Source organism: Leifsonia naganoensis, from assembly GCF_013410615.1.
Classification (GTDB): domain Bacteria; phylum Actinomycetota; class Actinomycetes; order Actinomycetales; family Microbacteriaceae; genus Leifsonia; species Leifsonia aquatica.
The window spans coordinates 1,539,283-1,555,432 of sequence record NZ_JACCHJ010000001.1; the positions used below are offsets into that span (position 1 = coordinate 1,539,283).

Here is a 16,150-nt window from a genome sequence, read left to right on the forward strand (position 1 = left end):
CCACTCCCTGCGTATCCACGCACGATTCCCGCGTAACACTCCCGGCCACGCAACGATCCACCCTAAGCTTGCGCCGTGGACAACCTCGATCGCAGCATCCTCGACCTCCTCCGTCAGAACGCGCGGGCGGGATACGGCGACATCGGCTCGGTCGTCGGGCTGTCCGCGTCCGCCGTGAAGCGCCGCGTGGACCGGCTGGTGGCCGATGGCGTCATCCGCGGGTTCACCATCCAGGTCGACCCCGCGATCGACGGCATGAGCACCGAGGCCTATGTCGAGCTCTTCTGCCGTGGCACCGTCTCGCCCGAGGAGCTGCTGCGGATCCTCTCCGCCGTCCCAGAAGTCGTCGACGCCGGCACGGTGACGGGCAGCGCCGACGCGATCGTCCACATCCGCTCCCGCGACATCCCGAGCTTGGAGGCCGCCCTCGAGAAGGTGCGCCTGGCCCCCAACGTCGATCACACACGCAGCGCGATCGTGCTGTCGCGCCTGATCAACCGCGGCAACTCCTGACCGCGTCGCGAATCTTCAAGACGACGGCGGCGGGCCGGCGCACACTCGTGGCATGACCGAGACAGCACGCACGAGCCTCCCGATCGCCGCGCGTCGCGACGCGATCTGGCACGCACTGACCGACCCCGACACGATCGCCCGCTACATGTACGGCGCGCGCGTCACGACGGACTGGCAGGCGGGCTCGCCGATCACGTACCGCGGCGAGTGGGAGGGCAAACCCTACGAGGACAAGGGGACCATCCTCGAGATCGTCCCCGGCGAGCGCCTCGTGACCAGCTACTACAGCCCTCTCAGCGGCAAACCCGACGTCCCGGAGAGCTACCAGACGGTCTCTTATCTGCTCGCCGACGACGGCGATCGCACCCTCGTGACCATCACCCAGGACGGCTGCTCCGACCGGGCGGAGGCCGACCGGATGTCTGCGAACTGGGCGTCGACACTCGAGTCGTTGCGATCCGTGGTCGAGCAATCCTGAACGTCCTCTGCGAGAATCCTCAGACCGCGCGACGCCCGGCGACCACGTAACCGAGCGCCACCACGGCGAAGAGTGGCACGATGGGCGCATGAAGCTGCTCGTTGTGGAAGACGACCCCGACATGGGAGGCCTCGTCCAGCGCGGTCTCGCCGCCGAAGGTTACGAGGTCACCCTCGTCACCAATGGTGTCGATGCCCTGATCGCGCTGCGCAGCGACGCCTACTCGGCCGCCGCGATCGACGTGATGCTGCCCGGGATGAGCGGCTTCGAGCTGTGCCGCCACATCCGCGAGGCGGCGAACCCGATGCCGATCCTGCTCCTCACCGCGCGCGACGCCATCGAGGACCGCGTCCACGGGCTCGACTCTGGCGCCGACGACTACCTCACGAAGCCGTTCGCCTTCGCCGAGCTCGCCGCCCGCGTGCGCGCTCTGCTGCGCCGCGAGCCGACCGGGATGCGCCCCCAGGTCACCGTGGGCCGGCTCACCGTCGACTCGCACGAGCACCAGGCCCTCGTCGACGGACACGAGATGCCGCTCAGCCGCCGGGAGTTCACGCTGCTGCGCCTCTTCGCGACCAACCCGGACAAGACGCTCTCGCGCGCCGACATCCTGGAGTCCGTGTGGGGGACGACCGAGAACATCGGCACCAACGTCATCGACCAGTACGTCTCGTACCTGCGCAAGAAGCTCGACCTCGCCGAGGCCGGCCTCTCGATCGTCACCGAGCGCGGCCGCGGCTACCGGCTCGACGCCAAGAACGCGCTCGACGCCAAAGCGACGGGCGAGAGCAAGCAGGACGAGAAGCTGGAGACGTCGACGTCGTGAGGTGGCTGCGACGGCTGTCGATCACGGCGCGCATCACCATCGGCAGCCTCCTCGTCGCCTCGCTCTTCGGCCTCGCGGCGGTGGTCGTCATCCGCATCGGCGTCGCCTCGATCCTCCACAACGCGACGGTCACGCTGCTCGACAACGACATCGCGGCTCCCGCCGAGTCGGTGAAGAACAGTCCGCAGGGACCGTTCGACCTCCCCGGCGGCGGCCAGGAGCTCGCCGTCGTGGATGCCAGCGGCGCGATCCTCGCCTCCACTCTGCCCGCCGCGATGGAACCGAAGGTCGACAAGCTGATCGCGTTCGGCAGCACGCCGACCATGTACCAGCTCGGCGACGACCAGTACCTCGTGCTCACACAGACCGTCAGTACGCCCGAAGGGGTCGTGCACATCGTCGCGGCGCGCAACGACGAGACGACCGCGCTCATCCTCGACCGACTGACGGCCGCGCTGCTCATCGGCGCCGGCGTGCTCATCCTCGGCTTCGGCGGCGCGTCCTGGCTGCTGGCGCGGGCCGCCCTTCGACCGGTGAGCAGGATGCGCGAGCAGGCCGAGCTGATCGCGGGCGAGGAGCGCACGGGCCAGGAGGCGTCGACCAGCGTGCTCACCGTCGGGCCGGCGCAGGACGAGCTCTCGGAGCTGGCCACCACGCTCAACGACCTCATCCGCCGGCTGCGCGCCTCCGCCGACCGTGAACGCCAGATGGTCTCCGACGCCAGCCATGAGCTGCGCACGCCCCTGGCCGTGCTGCGCGGACAGCTGGAACTCGCCGAGCTCGATGCGGGCGACCCGACCGCACTTCTCCACGACATCCGCTCCTCGCACGCCACCGCACTGCGCCTCGGTCAGCTGGCCAACAACCTGTTGGAGCTGTCCCGCATCGAGGCCGGCCCGACGAGCGGTCGCATCGACTGGCGCACCTTCGTCGACGAACTCACGGACGCGATCGATCGGGCTCGTCTCCTCGCCAGCGGTGACGACGACGCGGGCAGCATCTCGGTCGACTTCGAGTACGACCCTCGGCGCAGGCCGGCCGCGGACGCCCGCATCGCGCTGAGCCCGACCGATGTCGGCCGCATCCTGGACAACCTCCTGGGCAACGCGATCACCGCGATCCGTTCGGTGCCCGGGCACGGGGATGCGACGGTGACGGCGGAGATCACCGTCGACGCCGAACGCGTCGTGCTCACGGTGCGCGACACCGGTCCCGGGATGCCGGAGGACTTCATCCCGGTCGCGCTCGACCGTTTCACGCGTGCCGACGGGGCGCGAACGTCGACGTCGGGCGCCGGGGGCGGCCTCGGGCTGGCGATCGTCGCGGCTCTGGCCGGGGCGGCGGGCGGCGAGGTCGTCCTCGCCAACGGGCGACCGAACGGGCTGGTCGTCGCGGTGTCGCTGCCGCTCGTGCGGCCGGCGGATCAGTGACCGCTGCGGTCTGAGTCGACTCCGGCGTCGGGGCCTTCGTCGAGGGTGTCGATGGCGGCGAGGTCGTCTGCGTCCAGCTCGAAGCCGAACGCCGCGAGGTTGTCGGCCATCCGCTGCGGGTTGGCCGACTTCGGGATGACGACGAGGCCGTTCTGGATGTGCCACCGCAGGACGATCTGACCGGGCGTGCGGTCGTGCTTCTCGGCCACGCGGGCGAGCACGCGGGAGGAGAGCAGGTCGCCCGAGCCGCCACCCAGGGGGCTCCACGACTCGGTCAGGATGCCATGCTCGGTGTCGTATGCGCGCTGCTCTCGGCGGGTGATCGCCGGGCTGAGCTGGATCTGGTTGACGGCGGGGACGACGCCCGTGGCGGTGATGAGTTTGTCGAGGTGCGCCGGCTTGAAGTTCGAGACGCCGATCGCGCGGGCCTTCCCTGCCTCGCGGAGACGGATGAAGGTCTCCCAGGTGGAGACGAACTCGCCGCGTGCGGGCAGCGGCCAGTGGATCAGGAGCAGGTCCACGTAGTCCAGCCCCAGTCGCTCGAGACTCGCGTCGAGGCCGGCGACGGCTCGGTCCTGTCCCTGGTACTCGCCGTCGAGCTTGGTGGTGACGAACCAGTCTTCGCGGGCGACACCGCTCGCGGCGACGCCCCGGCCCACGCCGATCTCGTTGCCGTACTTGACCGCGGTGTCGACGTGGCGGTAGCCCAGCTCCGCTGCCGCGACGATGGCCTTCTCGACCTCGGCGTCGTCGAGCGGCCAGGTGCCGAGTCCGAGCTGCGGGATGGAGCCGCCCGAGTTGAGGGCGAGAGACGGCACGGCGGACGGGACGGAGGCGGGGGTCGTCATGCCTTCAGCCTACGCTCGCGGTCCGGATCACCTCGTCGGAGAGCCAGGTCGGGTTGCCGAAGCGGTGGTTCGTGATCGAGATCGCCTGCTCGTGCAGGAACGGGAGCACCTCCACCCGCCCCGACGGCGTCACGGCCCCGGAGTATACGGCGATGTCAGGTGCGCCGCCGAGAGCGTTGGCGAGGGCCACCGGGTCGCCCCCGATGAGCCGGATGCGGTGTACGCCCGCCATACCGCCGCGCAGTCGCGCCAGCCACTGGGCGTCGTCCTCCACTGTGACCTCGATCTCGCGTTCGCGGAGGAGGTGGTGCGTCGCACGGGGCAGTTTGAGCGCGGTGCTCACCGCGAACGGCGAGCGCGCGATCGTCCCCGCCGCGATGATGCGCAGCAGTTCCGCGAGTGTGCTCCCCTCCGAGAGCCGGATGGTCACGGGGACGGGACGGTAGCGGAAGAGGTTGCGCTCCACCCCGAGCGCGAACACGTCCTTCACCTGGCGGTACTCGGTGGCGACGGCGATCGCGTCGCTGAGCGCCGAGCGCCGGACGAGGTCGAACGCGGCGTAGTCCATCGACGACTGCCCGGACTCGATCAGATCCGACACGCGGTCCTCGAGGCCGCGGAGATGCAGGCTGGCGCTGGATCGCCCCGCCTCGGGGACCCATCCGCCGAGTCCGAGGAGGTAGTTGGGACCGCCCGCCTTCGTGCCGGCCCCGACGGAGGAACGCTTCCAGCCGCCGAACGGTTGCCGCCGCACGATCGCGCCGGTGATGCCGCGGTTGACGTAGAGGTTGCCCGCCTCGACGGTCTCCAGCCACTCCGCCAGCTCATTCGAGTCGAGGGAGTGGAGCCCGGCCGTCAGGCCGTACTCGACGGCGTTCTGGTACCGCACCGCCTCGTCGAGAGTCCGGGCGGTCATGATCCCGAGCACCGGGCCGAAGAACTCGGTGAGGTGGAAGTAGGAGCCGGGCTGGACCCCGGTGCGGATGCCCGGGGACCAGAGACGGCCGGTGTCGTCCAGCCGCTTCGGTTCCACGAGCCACTCCTCGTCCGATCCGAGCGTGGTGAGGGCGTGCAGGAGCTTTCCTGCGGCCGGTTCGATCAACGGGCCCATCTGGCTGGTCGGATCGGACGGATAGCCGACGCGCAGGCTCGTGGTGGCGTCGATCAGCTGGCGCCGGAACCGCTCCGAGCGCGCGACCGAGCCGACCAGGATGACGATGCTCGCCGCGGAGCATTTCTGCCCGGCGTGGCCGAACGCGCTCTTCACGATGTCGGAGACGGCGAGGTCGTAGTCGGCGCTCGGGGTCACGATGATGGTGTTCTTGCCGCTGGTCTCCGCCAGGAGGGGGAGGTCGGGCCGCCACGAGCGGAAGAGCGTCGCCGTCTCGTACGAGCCGGTGAGGATGACGCGACCGACCCGTGGGTCGGCGATCAGCGAGCGGCCGAGTTCGTTCTCCGGCACATCGGCGAGCGCGAGGAGTTCTCGCGGGATTCCGGCCTCCCACAGCGCCTCGACGAGCACCGCTGCACAGCGCTTGGCCTGCGGTGCCGGCTTGATGATCACGGCGCTGCCCGCGGCGAGCGCGGAGAGCACGGATCCTGCCGGGATGGCGACGGGGAAGTTCCACGGCGGCGTGACCACGGTGAGCGCGGAGGGGACGAATCGCGCGCCCTGCACGCGGTCGAGGTCGCGCGCGAGCGCCGCGTAGTAGTGGGCGAAGTCGACGGCCTCGCTCACCTCCGGGTCGGCCTCTGCGATGGTCTTGCCCGTCTCGGCGGCCATCACCTCGATGAGGCGGTCGCGGTTGGCCTCCAGCGCGTGCCCGGCACGGTCGAGCACCGCGGCGCGGTCGTATCCGCTGCGCGCCCCCCACGCGGTGCCTGCGGTGACGGTCTGCCGGAGGATCGTCTCGAGCCGGGTGGCGTCCGTCACGGCGGCGGCCGCGATGGTCGCGGAGCCGAGGTCGGAGGAGGTGGACCGGGAGAGGATGCGACGCCCCCAGCTGCGGTTCGCGGCGATCGATGGGTCGGTGTCCGGCGCGTTGCGGAAGGCGGCGGCCGCCGTCCTCGCCGCGACGGGAGGCGACGCAGCGGGCGCAGCCGTCGAGTCGGACGACGCCGCCGCTTCCGCCGACGGGAGCGCGGGATCCTCGACGTCGAACAGGCCGTCGCCCGCGGATCCGCGCGACAGACCCAGGACCACGCTCGTGAGTCCTTCGTCGCCCTGGCCGGCGGGAAGCACTGCGGGCGGCCGCGTGAACGACGGAGCGGTCGCCTCCTCCCACTCGCGGGTCCGGTCCTGCTGACGATGCGGCACGGGCGCGGCGCCCCGCGGGAGCGCGTCGGCCTCGAGGGCCGCCACCGAGGCGAGGAAGCGCTCCTTCTCCCGGTCGAACAGCGCCTGGTCCGAGTCCAGCTCGAAGACCGCGGACATGAAGTTCTCCTGGCTCGCGTTCTCCTCCAGCCGGCGGATGAGGTACGAGATCGCCACGTCGAACTCGCCCGGGTCGACGACGGGGGTGTAAAGCAGGAGGCCGCCAACAGTCCGCTTGACCGCGTCCGCCTGCGCTGTCGCCATCCCGAGCAGCATCTCGAAGTCGATCCGCTCTGTCACGCCCCGTCGTGAAGCGAGAAGCCACGCGTACGCCACATCGAAGAGGTTGTGGCCGGCGACGCCGATCTTCACCGCGTCCGTGTGCTCGGGCGTCAGCGCCCAGTCCAGCACGCGCTTGTAGTTGGCGTCGGTCTCGAGCTTGCTGCCATAGGTCGCGAGCGGCCAGCCGTGAATCGCGGCGTCCACGTGCTCCATGGCGAGGTTCGCTCCCTTGACGACGCGGACCTTGATGGGGGCTCCGCCCTGCACGCGTCGCTCCGCGGCCCACTCGGTGAGCGTCTGCAGGGCGTCGAGAGCGTCGGGCAGGTACGCCTGCAGCACGATCCCCGCCTCGAGTCCTCTGAACTGCGGCTTGCCGAGGATGCCGGTGAAGACCGCGACGGTGAGGTCGAGGTCGCGGTACTCCTCCATGTCGAGGTTGATGAATTTGGGGGTGGGGGAGGTCGCGGCGAGCTCGTAGAGCGGGGTGAGCCGTTCGACCACGCGCTGCACGGTCTCGTCGAACGCCCACATCGACAGCTGCGACGCGATCGAGGAGACCTTGATCGACACGTAGTCGACGTCGTCCCTGGCCAGGAGCGCCCGCGTACCCTCCAGACGGCGTGCGGCCTCCGCCTCGCCGAGCACCGCCTCGCCGAGCAGGTTCAGGTTGAGCCGGGCGCCGTGGCCCTGCGGGTCGGCGGGAGTGCGGAGGTGCGCGATGGCCGGTCCGAGCTTCTGCGGCGTCGCGTCGACGACGAGGTGGCCGACCATGCGTCGGAGCACCCGCCGGGCGATGGGGATGACGATCCAGGGCACCACCGGACCGAAGACGCCACCGAGCCAGATCGCCAGCCGCATGTACCAGGGGAGGAAGCGCGGGATGCGCTTGGCGACCCGTTGCAGGTTGTAGCCCGCCACGAAGAGGTCCTGCGGGCGGGCGACGCCGTCCACGAACCCGACCGCGAAATCGAGGCCGTCCGGGTCGCGGAGCACGCCGGCGAGGCGTTCGGCCGCCGGGTCCTGCCGGGAGCCGTCGCTCGCGCGGGCACTCTCGGTCAGCCAGACGCGCACCAGCTCGACGGCCTCGTGGGCCAGCTGAGCAGGGCGCTGCGGGGCGCCGTCCGTGTCATCCACCATGATCACGACTGTAACGACCCCGGCCGCGCGGACGCTGGCGGCGCTCGAACATGTGGAGAAGTCGCAGCCGGAGCGACCGTTGTGGAGAGCATTCGTCTCGCCGTGGGCGTCGCCTAGGCTCTCTTGCATGACGGACAGCGCACCCTCCTCCCCCGCCGCGACGCACGACGTCGTGATCGTCGGCGGCGGCCACAACGGGCTCACCGCCGCGGCCTATCTCGCGAAGGCCGGCAAGAGCGTGATCCTGCTCGAGCGCCTCGACGACGTCGGCGGTGCAGCGGTCAGCGCGCAGGCGTTCCCCGGGGTGGAGGCGCGACTCTCGCGCTACTCCTACCTCGTGAGCCTCCTCCCCCAGCGCATCATCGACGACCTGGGGCTCGACATCCGGCTCGCCCGCCGCCGGTACTCGTCGTACACGCCTGTCCCGGGAGACCCCACGGGCGCCGGCCTACTCATCGACAACACCGACCAGGAGGCGACGGCGGCGTCCTTCGCGCGCGTCGGCGCAGCGGCGGACGCCGAGGCCTTCACCGCCTTCTACGAGTCGACGGGAGAGGTCGCGCGCGCCCTCTGGCCGACGGTGACCGAGCCCCTCCTGACCCGCTCGGAGGCCCGCGGCCTGGTCGGTGACGACGAGCTCTGGGACGCCCTGATCGAGCAGCCCATCGGCGGTTTCATCGAGTCGCGCCTGCAGAGCGATCTCGTCCGGGGCGTCGCCGCGACCGACGCACTCATCGGCACGTTCGCCAGCGTCTCCGACGCGTCGCTCGATCAGAACCGCTGCTTCCTCTACCACGTCATCGGCCAGGGCACGGGCGAGTGGGATGTTCCGATCGGCGGGATGGGCGCCGTCACCGGCGAGCTCGCCCGCGTCGCTCGCGAGGCCGGCGCGCGCATCGTCACCGGCGCCGAGGTCACGGCCATCCATCCGGACGGTTCGGTGTCCTACCTGCGCAACGGCCACGAGCGTCATGTCGAGGGCGAGCACGTCCTCGTGAACGTCGCGCCGGAGGTCCTCGACCGCCTGCTCGACGCGGACGGCGACTCCGGTGCCCGCACCGACACCGATACCCCGGCCCGCCCGCGCGCCGAGGGCGCACAGGTCAAAGTCAACCTCCTGCTGAGCCGCCTCCCCCGGCTCCGCGACGAGTCGCTCGACCCGCAGGCGGCCTTCGGCGGCACGTTCCACATCAACGAGACCTACACGCAGCTCGAGGCCGCACACGCCGGAATGCTGCGCGGCGTCATGCCGGAATTCCTGCCCTGCGAGATCTACTGCCACACTCTCGCCGATCCCAGCATCCTCGATCCCGAGCTGGCGGAGAGCGGCGCGCAGACCATCACGGTGTTCGGCCTCCACACCCCCGACCGCTGGCTGACCGACGAGAACAACGACGCCACACGCCAGCGCCTGCAGGATGCCGTGCTCGCCTCGCTCGACTCCGTGCTCGCCGAGCCGATCGAGAGCCTCCTGCTCACCGACGGCGACGGCAATCCCTGCATCGAGACCAAGACCACCCGCGACCTCGAACGCGCCCTCAACATGCCCGGCGGCAACATCTTCCACGGACCGCTGTCGTGGCCGTTCGCCGAGGACGACGAACCCCTCGGCACGCCGGCACAGCGCTGGGGGGTCGCGACGCAGCACCCCCGCATCCTCCTCTGCGGCTCGGGCGCGCGCCGAGGCGGAGCGGTCAGCGGGCTCGGTGGGCACAACGCCGCGATGGCCGTGCTGGAGGGCTGAGAGCGGCACGTGCGCGGGCTGAGAGGACTCGCACCCACCACCCATCACCCGCCCAGCGCCACCACTGCCGCGATGCCCGGGCGGTGACTATGGTGAGGGACACGAGGGTCGGACTCAATGGGAGGTCATCATGACACCGCAGCCGACGGGAAGACTGGTCCGCAAGGACGACGGGGTCTATGTGGTGCTCGACCGCATCGTCCACGCGCCGATCGAGGAGGTCTGGGCCTACTTCAGCAGGTCCGCGTACCTCAGCCGATGGATCGGCGAGTTCACCGGCACCCCCTCCACCGGGGCCGTGAAGTTCCGGATGAACGCGGAGGGCGACGGCGCCGAGTGGGAGAACGTGACCATCCGGCTCTGCGACGCCCCGCACCGGCTGCACGTCGACGTCGGCACCGCCCCGGCGCGCCGGATGTTCGTACACCTGACGGAGTCGAGCGGCCACACCACGATCACCTTCGGCGACCTCCTGCACACCGTCGCGGAGGGCGCGGATTACGGGGTGGGCTGGGACTACTACCTCGACCGGATGATCGCGGCGCACGACGGCAAGCCGCTGCCCGTCTGGGACGAGTACTACCCCGACTTCCTCGACCACTACAAGACGCTGTGCCGTGAGCTCGACCACGATCTGAAGGTCGAGCACGCCGAGGCCCTGCGCAACGGCACGACCGGCTGACCAGGCAGCCACCGAAGAACCCGCCTCGCTGACGGCTCAGTGCCAGCGGTGATCCTGCACGGTCATCCGCGGCCCGCGACGTTCGAACCGGAATCCGCTCGCGAGGATCAGCCGCACCACGCGCTGCCGGTGCCCGGCCCAGGGTTCCAGCAGTTCGAGCATCCCGTCGTCATCCACGCGGCGCCCGATGAGGGCTTCGCCGACGTAGTGAGCCAGGTGGTAGTCGCCGACGCTCACGAGATCGGGATGCGCGTGCGACCGCTGCAGGGTCTCGGCGGCGGTCCACTGTCCGACGCCCGGCACCGTCCGCAGCGCGTCGGCCGCCGCGGCCAGCGTCTCCGCCCGCTCGGCCGCGCGTTCGAGCGAGGTGGCCACGACGAGCACCGCTTGGACTGCACGCGCCCGCCGCGGGTCGACGCCCGCCCGATGCCAGTCCCAGGAGGGGATGCCACGCCACTGCTCGATCGTCGGCACCACGCGCATCCCCTCGGGAGCCGGTCCCGGTGCGGGCTCGCCGTACCAGCGGAGCAGACGCGCCCACGAGCGGTAGGCCTCCAGGCTCGTCACCCGCTGCTCGATGATCGCCGGCAGGAGTGCCTCCAGGAGGCGTCCCGTGCGGGCGAGCCGCAGGCCCGGATTACGGTGCAGGCTTCCGCGCAGCAGTGGATGCCCGCTCACGTCGAGCCCGCTCCAGTCGTCGTCGCGGCCGAGCAGCGCCGGCACGGCGTCGACAGCCCACGCGGCACCCGGCCCCCACGCCGTCGCCCGGATCGAGCCGTCCCGCGCCGGCCGATGAATGCGCAGTGTCGCCGGGCCGTGAGGCGTGCGCCAGGTGCGCCAGACGCCCCCGAGGTCCCACTGGGTGGTCGGGTCGTAGGGCCCGCGCCCGAGGAGGCCGAGCGTGGCCGGCACGTCGATCGCGACAGCGGGCCGGTAGACGGTCTCCGCGTCGGGGAGGGCGTGCGACCCGGAGGCGGCGGGCAGCACGGCGGTCATGCGGCACATGCTACGTCAGCCTCCTGACAGCGGATGAGCGCCCCAGGCCCCTTCCCGCGTGTCGGTGGACTCCCCTACATTCGGCGCCATGGGAATCGAACTCGACGACGAACTCGTCGCGCAGCTGCGTGAATCCGTCCGCGGCACCGTCCTCCTCCGCGGCGACGACGGCCTCGCCGCCGAAGCCACGTGCTTCAACCCGACCATCCGTCACGACCCCGACATCCTCGTCGCCGCCCGCGACGAAGGCGACGTGGTGCAGGCCGTGCGCTTCGCCCGCGCGAACGGTCTGCCGCTGCGCATCCAGGCGACCGGCCACGGGTCAGAGGCTCCGATTTCCGGCGGCCTGCTGCTGATCACCCGCGACCTCGACCTGCTCGACGTGGATGCCGCCTCCCGCTGCGCACGGATCGGCGCCGGCCTCCGTTGGGCACCCGTCATCGCCGCGACCGCCGAGCACGGGCTCGCGCCGGTCACCGGCTCGTCGACCAGCGTCGGAGCGGTCGGGTACACGCTCGGCGGCGGCCTCGGCCCGCTCGCCCGCAGTCACGGCTTCACCGCCGACTGGGTGCGGGGGTTCCGTCTCGTGACCGCCGACGGCGAGCTCGTGACCGCCGACGACACCACCCATCCCGAACTCTTCTGGGCCCTGCGCGGCGGCAAAGGCGGACTCGGCGTCGTCACCGAGATGACGCTCGAGCTCGTCCCGCTCTCCAGCCTGTACGGCGGCAGCGTCTTCTTCGAGGGCGACGCGATCGAGGAGGCCTTCCGCGCCTGGGCCGACTGGGCGGCCGGCCTCGCCGAGGAGGCGACCACGTCCGTGGCGTTCCTGCGCATCCCGGACGTGGAGGGTCCGCCGCCGCCCCTCCGCGGGCGGTCCCTCCTGAACGTGCGGTTCGCGTATCCCGGCGACGCCGAGGAGGGTGAGCGCCTCTTCGCGCCGATGCGCGCCGCGGCTCCCGTCTACCTCGACTTCGTCGCCGAGATGCCCACGACGGCGGTGGCGACCATCCACAACGACCCCGAGGTGGGCGGCCCGAGCTGGATCCGCGGGCACATGCTCGACTCGTTCGATCGGGAGCTGGCGGAGGCGCTGCTGCCGCTGATCGGCCCGCGTGCGGAGTCGCCGTTCCTCGCGGTCGAGGTGCGCCAGCTCGGCGGTGCGACCCACCGCGACCCGGCGGACGGCACGGCGGTCGGCGGCCGGGCGAGCACCCACACGTTCAGCTCGATCGCGGCCGACCCGGCGACCTTCGCCGAAGCCGCGCCCGCTCACGCGGAGGCGATCGCCGCCGTGCTCGGCGACCGCGTCTCACCGGTGACGAACATCAACTGGGCGACCGATCTGAACGACCCGACCGAGTTCGATCGCATGTGGCCGCGGGAGATCGCGGACCGGCTCGCCGAGACCCGGACCCAGTGGGACCCGGAGCGCGTCTTCCCGTTCGGCCCCGCCTAGCGGCGAGCCTCACTAGCGGCTGCGCCCGGCCGCGCTCGGCGTCACTCGTTCCAGACGCTGGGCGCGGCCGCACGGGTCGACGGCAGCGCCGCATCCGCACCCCACTCGAGCAGCCACTGGGGCACGGCCACATCGCTCGGCGCCGGGCCCACGGCCTCCAGCAGCTCGTCGATCGTCACGATGCCGCCACCGCGCTTGAGGAAGCGGCCGCGGATGAACGCCTGCGTGTAGATCTCGCCGTCCACCGTGAACCGCTGCTCCACGTAGACGGCCTTCTCGTCGAAGCCGAGGATGCGCGACTCGACCACGAACGGCTGCCAGAGCTCCAGCGACTTGCGGAACGAGATCGTCTCCGACGCCACCACCGGGTACCACCCGCGCTTCTTGAAGACCGCCCACACTCCGTTGCGGCTGAGCAGGTCGAAGCGGCCGATGTCGGCGATCGACAGGTACACCCCGTTGTTCATGTGCTTCAGGATGTCGAGGTCGGTCGGCATCACCCGGAACGTCGTGCGGGCCACATCCCAGTGTCCGAGCCGCGGTCCGAAGCGGGAGAGCCAGAAGTGGAGCATCGTCCGGAAGATCATGTGCACCGAGCCAGAGTAGCCACCGGCCAACGATCTCGCGCAATCGTTGTGTCCGATCTCCAAACCGGTTCCCGCCCCGGTATTCACGTGTTGTGCGATTTCACCCGCGACACCGTTCCGCCACGCTCAACCACCGTGCGCGCCCGGGAAAGACGTGCACGCGGCCACTCCCGTAGCGTCGCAGCATGACCACCGCTCCGGCGCGCGCGGCCCGCACTCCGGCTCCGGCCCTCGCGCTGCCGACGGCCGTCGCCGTGTTGTCCCTCCTGGCGACGGCCGCGATGTGGGCGGGTTTCCCGGTGGTGCCTCCGCTCGCGTGGGCGGCCGCGCTGGTCGCGGTGGCCGTGGGATGCGCGGCAGCGGCACGACGCGCACGCGGCACGCGGACCGGCACATCCTCCCACCTCGCCGTGGAACCGTTCGCCATGGCCCTGATGGTGGTCCTCGACCTGTTCCACACGCACGGGAGGGCGGAGTCGACGACGGCCGCGGCCCACGCGGGTCACGCCGACGGGCTCGCGCTCATCCTCCCGGTCACCGTCGCGGTGCTGGCCGCCCTCTGCCCGCTGCTGGCGGTGCGTCACGCGCGCCGGGTCGGCTTCGCGCGCGGCGCCCTTCCCGTGGTCGCCGCGGGCGCGCTGACGATCATGGCCGCCGGGATGCTGCTCCCGCGCTGACGGACGAGGCCGGACGGCGTCGACGGGACGCCCCGCCGACCCGTCACCGCCTCAGTGCTCGCAGCTGCACTCCCCGCCCGCGCAGCAGCTCGTACCGCCGGCCGCGCCGTCCGGCAGATCGAGCGCCGGGTTGCGGTCGAGGAAGCCGTAGGGCTTGAAGTGGAAGCCCGAGTAGTCGACAGGCATGATCGGCCAGTCCTCGGGGCGCGGGATGTGCGTCGGCCCGAAGACGTGCCAGAGCACCAGGTCGGTTTCCTCGAGCGAGCGGTCCGCCGCCGTCCACGCGGGCAGCCCGGCGCCGCCGGCGTGCGCGTTCGGGTAGTCGCCGGCCGGGAACCGCTCGGCCGGGTCGAACGGCGTCGCCCAGAGGTGCTTGGTCGCGAAGGTCGCGCGCCCCCACACGGTCGACTCGGGCTGTGCGAGCAGCGTCGCGCTCGGCTGCGGCAGCAGGTGGTAGGCCGTCGGGGCGCCGACGGCGTTGCGCCGGTCCGCGCTCCGCACCTCCCACACCCGCGCCCGGGAGGGGTCGGCGAGCCGCTGCGCCTCCGACTCGCTGGCGAGCGGCGTGTTCGTCCACGTGAACGCGTTGCCGTGCGGGTTGTCGGGACCCATCGGGATGCCGACCGCGTCGATCTCCGAGAGCGAGTTGCGAGCGCCGTCGATGGCGACATCCAGGCGCGCGCAGAACAGGTGCTGGTGCACGGGCGCGAACAGGCCGGGCGCGATCTCGGGCGCGTGCGGGTCGGTCGACCCGGGCACGCCCGCACCTGCGAACACGATGCCGGTGGCCTTGGCCTCCACCTGGATCGTGCCGTCGAGATAGAGGTACCAGAAGAACCCGTAGTCGTAGTTTCCGATGGTCGAGAAGTACGAGATGACGAGCCGGCGGGAGCGGCGCACCTCGGTCTTGCCGTCGAGGTCGGTGTGCTTCCAGAGGATGCCGTAGTCCTCCTCGTGCATGCACACGACCTGCGGGATCGTCACGGGGTTGCCGCGGTCGTCGGCCACGACACCGTCGAAGTAGTGGATGACGCCGAGGCAGTCGCAGCCGAGGGTCAACGTGTTCGCGTTCTTGCCGAGTAGGTACTCGCCCGCATCGAAGTAGCTGATCCAGAAGCGGGTGGAGGTGGTGTCGCCGTAGGGCACGACCATCTCGGGCACGGACCCGCGGTAGAGCACCGAGCGGTCCTCGTCGCCGTCGCGGAAGGTCACCTGGCTCAGCACCAACCCCTCGCGGGCGTTGAAGCCGACGCGCAGCTTCCAGTTCTCCCACTCCACGTGCTGGCCGTCGACGCGGAAGCTCGGCCCCTCGGGCTGGGTGATCTCGATGGGCTTGAGGGAGGTGCGGGCCGCGCCGATCGTGGCGGCGTCGTAGTTGCCGTCGAGCTCGGGCACCGGCACGTCGCCGTCGTCCTCGACGCGCAGGACCGCTCCGGTCGTGAGGTCGATGTGCACGATCAGCCCCTCGACCGGATGCGACCACGGCGAATCGGTCGGCGTGGAGCGCAGGAAGGTCAGGGACCGGATGACGCGGCGGCCGGTCTCCTCGGCGCGGTTGTGGAAGCCGGGCGCGAGCGGCGCGCAGAAGGCCAGCTCGATCCGGTCTCCGAGCCCGCGCCGGACCATGGCCGCCTGCCATTCCGGCGAGGCCTTCGCGATCTCCTCGGCGCGCGCGTACTCCTCGAAGAGGTACTGCGGCTGGCCGTAGGGCGCCTCGGCCGTGCCCAGCGGGCGGTGATCGACCAGCTCGCGGGTGGTGACGGACACGATGGCCTCGGCCGACGCGCCGGTCGCGGTGTCGAGCAGCACGAAGAGGATGCGGCGGTCGATGGCATCCCCGTCCCGGAACGCGGCCACCGCCTCCTTCGACGGCTCCACCGGCAGCACCGACGGGAACCGCGTGGTCTCCCCAACGAGCCCCGCCGCCACCAGGATGTCGCGGCCGTCGGCGATCTCCTGCGCGGTCAATGCGTCGAGGGGATGGCGGACCTCGGTGGGCGCCGTGACGGTGGAGGTGTGCTGGTGGGACATCGGTGTTCCTTACGTCGAGCTCGTCCGTTCAGTATCCGGGTTCGGCGCCGCGGCCAGGAAGGCGGGGCCGGCCGAACGTTCCGATTCAGACAACCGGTCTGCGTCGCAGGCCAACCCCTCGGGGCCGTCAACCGATTCAATCGTCA

The 16,150-nt window shown here is 71.2% G+C and carries 13 protein-coding genes; 8 read left to right on the forward strand and 5 right to left on the reverse strand.

What is annotated here, in order from left to right; all coding sequences use genetic code 11:
• Positions 1–75: 75 nt before the first annotated feature.
• From HNR14_RS07360 to HNR14_RS07375, 4 genes are all read left to right on the forward strand, one after another.
• A complete protein-coding gene (locus tag HNR14_RS07360; protein WP_021763688.1) occupies positions 76–513 on the forward strand; it encodes an Lrp/AsnC family transcriptional regulator in 438 nt (145 codons plus the stop codon).
• A gap of 52 nt (positions 514–565) precedes the next feature.
• Positions 566–991 (forward strand): SRPBCC family protein, encoded by a 426-nt coding sequence (locus HNR14_RS07365; RefSeq protein WP_179700529.1) that lies wholly within the window; start codon positions 566–568, stop codon positions 989–991.
• A gap of 88 nt (positions 992–1,079) precedes the next feature.
• Entirely contained in the window at positions 1,080–1,817 is a 738-nt protein-coding gene (locus HNR14_RS07370; RefSeq protein ID WP_021763690.1) for a response regulator transcription factor, read from the forward strand.
• A complete protein-coding gene (locus tag HNR14_RS07375; RefSeq protein ID WP_179700530.1) occupies positions 1,814–3,247 on the forward strand; it encodes an ATP-binding protein in 1,434 nt (477 codons plus the stop codon). Before HNR14_RS07370 ends, HNR14_RS07375 begins: the two co-directional genes overlap by 4 nt.
• Here the strand turns inward: HNR14_RS07375 and HNR14_RS07380 are convergent.
• The gene (locus HNR14_RS07380; protein WP_179700531.1) at positions 3,241–4,095 is read right to left on the reverse strand and encodes an aldo/keto reductase; all 855 of its coding nucleotides are present in this window, start codon (positions 4,093–4,095) and stop codon (positions 3,241–3,243) included. The genes HNR14_RS07375 and HNR14_RS07380 overlap by 7 nt on opposite strands.
• A 4-nt stretch (positions 4,096–4,099) precedes the next feature.
• Complete coding sequence (locus tag HNR14_RS07385) at positions 4,100–7,828, reverse strand: proline dehydrogenase family protein (RefSeq protein ID WP_179700532.1); 3,729 nt, start codon at positions 7,826–7,828, stop codon at positions 4,100–4,102.
• A gap of 127 nt (positions 7,829–7,955) precedes the next feature.
• Here HNR14_RS07385 and HNR14_RS07390 point away from each other — a divergent pair, with 127 nt between their 5' ends.
• Positions 7,956–9,572, forward strand: a complete 1,617-nt coding sequence (locus HNR14_RS07390) for a phytoene desaturase family protein (RefSeq protein ID WP_179700533.1) — start codon at positions 7,956–7,958, stop codon at positions 9,570–9,572.
• Positions 9,573–9,702: 130 nt separating this feature from the next.
• A complete protein-coding gene (locus HNR14_RS07395) occupies positions 9,703–10,254 on the forward strand; it encodes an SRPBCC domain-containing protein (protein WP_179700534.1) in 552 nt (183 codons plus the stop codon).
• 36 nt (positions 10,255–10,290) lie between these two features.
• On the opposite strand, the gene HNR14_RS07400 is transcribed toward HNR14_RS07395, so the two are convergent.
• Positions 10,291–11,250, reverse strand: coding sequence for a DNA-3-methyladenine glycosylase family protein (locus HNR14_RS07400; RefSeq protein WP_179700535.1), 960 nt, complete (start codon positions 11,248–11,250; stop codon positions 10,291–10,293).
• 88 nt (positions 11,251–11,338) lie between these two features.
• Between HNR14_RS07400 and HNR14_RS07405 the strand changes: the two genes are divergently transcribed.
• The gene (locus HNR14_RS07405) at positions 11,339–12,709 is read left to right on the forward strand and encodes an FAD-binding oxidoreductase (protein WP_179700536.1); all 1,371 of its coding nucleotides are present in this window, start codon (positions 11,339–11,341) and stop codon (positions 12,707–12,709) included.
• A 41-nt stretch (positions 12,710–12,750) separates the two neighbouring features.
• Here HNR14_RS07405 and HNR14_RS07410 read toward each other — a convergent pair whose 3' ends face one another.
• Positions 12,751–13,296: an acyl-CoA thioesterase gene (locus HNR14_RS07410; protein ID WP_179702578.1), complete on the reverse strand. Its 546-nt coding sequence runs from the start codon at positions 13,294–13,296 to the stop codon at positions 12,751–12,753.
• Between the two features lie 185 nt (positions 13,297–13,481).
• Between HNR14_RS07410 and HNR14_RS07415 the strand changes: the two genes are divergently transcribed.
• Positions 13,482–13,973, forward strand: coding sequence for a hypothetical protein (locus HNR14_RS07415; RefSeq protein WP_179700537.1), 492 nt, complete (start codon positions 13,482–13,484; stop codon positions 13,971–13,973).
• A gap of 51 nt (positions 13,974–14,024) precedes the next feature.
• On the opposite strand, the gene HNR14_RS07420 is transcribed toward HNR14_RS07415, so the two are convergent.
• The gene (locus HNR14_RS07420) at positions 14,025–16,004 is read right to left on the reverse strand and encodes a primary-amine oxidase (RefSeq protein WP_179700538.1); all 1,980 of its coding nucleotides are present in this window, start codon (positions 16,002–16,004) and stop codon (positions 14,025–14,027) included.
• Positions 16,005–16,150 lie beyond the last annotated feature (146 nt).